General features: G+C 42.5%; 1 pseudogene. It reads left to right on the forward strand.

From position 1 onward, the window contains the following. Positions 1-80 precede the first annotated feature (80 nt). Positions 81-1,250, forward strand: a pseudogene (aldA, locus tag KTE19_RS13635) (aldehyde dehydrogenase); the annotation flags it as partial. Positions 1,251-1,360 lie beyond the last annotated feature (110 nt).

Consider the following 1,360-nt stretch of genomic DNA (forward strand, 5'->3'; position numbering starts at 1 on the left):
TCACCTCATACTTAATTAATAATTCTATGGTACTCAAAAAGACGTCTACGAAGTAGACGTCCAGTTATTTAGTGCTTACGTCATTAGCAATGACTGAAATTCTATTCTCAGCTGATTATTTTGACTACATGGGCAGTGCATCTAGGACGTATGAAGGCGAAATTCTCCAGTCGGATAATCCGAATGAAAACATTTTGATTGCCAAACAACCAATTGGGGTTGCCGCTGGAATCTTGCCATGGAACTTCCCTTTCTTCTTAATTGCTCGTAAGATGGGGCCAGCGTTGGTTACTGGTAACACAATTGTTTTGAAACCAAGTTCAGATACCCCTAATTTAGCACTTGAATTTGCTAAGACTGTTAAAAAAGTTGGCATTCCAAAGGGTGTTGTTAACATTATCTCTGGCCGAGGCTCGATTGTTGGTGATGAACTGACTAAGAATAACAAGATCGGCATTATCAGCTTAACCGGTGCTACCAGTTCGGGGATACGGGTTATGAATGCGGCCGCAACTCATCTGGCTAAAGTATCCCTTGAATTAGGTGGTAAAGCACCCGGTATCATTTGTTCAGATGCAGATATTGATTTTGCTGTTCAATCAATCATTGATTCCCGAATTGATAACAACGGTCAAATCTGCAATAACTGTGAGCGACTCTATGTTCAAGAAGACATTGCTGATGAAGTGATCGAGAAACTATCTAAGAAATTATCCGAAGTGACTGTTGGTGATCCAATGGAACATGAAGACATTGGCATGGGTCCACTTATCAATCAAGCAGCCCTGGATAAAGTATCCGGATTAGTTGATCGAGCCGTCGAAGCTGGTGGCAAGATTACTGCCGGTGGCCACATCTTGAAGATCAAGAATGGCTTCTACTTCGAGCCAACGGTTATTACTAACGTTAAACAGGATTCAGAGATTGTTCAAAATGAAGTCTTTGGGCCAGTTCTGCCAGTGTTGACTTTCAAGACATTGGACGATGCCATCGAAATGGCCAATGATACTAAGTACGGCCTGACTTCTTCAATCTTCACCCAAAACCTTGATACAGCAGCAAGAGCAGCTAATGAGCTTGAAGCCGGCGAAACTTACATCAACCGATTCAACTTTGAAGCTATGAATGGTTCTCACGCTGGCTGGAAACAATCAGGTATCGGCGGTGACGATGGTAAGCACGGTATTGAAGAGTTCTTGAATACCCACACGATTTACCTCCAAGGTCATCCAGAGAATGCTAAGGGTTAGTTAGTGAATTAAAAAAGAGAATGAGACAGACAATGAGGTGTACCCCAAAAGTTAAAGTAAATATTTGCTTGTCTTTCCTAGGCGGCACGGAGTCGATAGCTTATCGGCGC

Origin of the sequence: Lentilactobacillus dabitei, assembly GCF_019061365.1 — a bacterium.
GTDB classification, from domain to species: domain Bacteria; phylum Bacillota; class Bacilli; order Lactobacillales; family Lactobacillaceae; genus Lentilactobacillus; species Lentilactobacillus dabitei.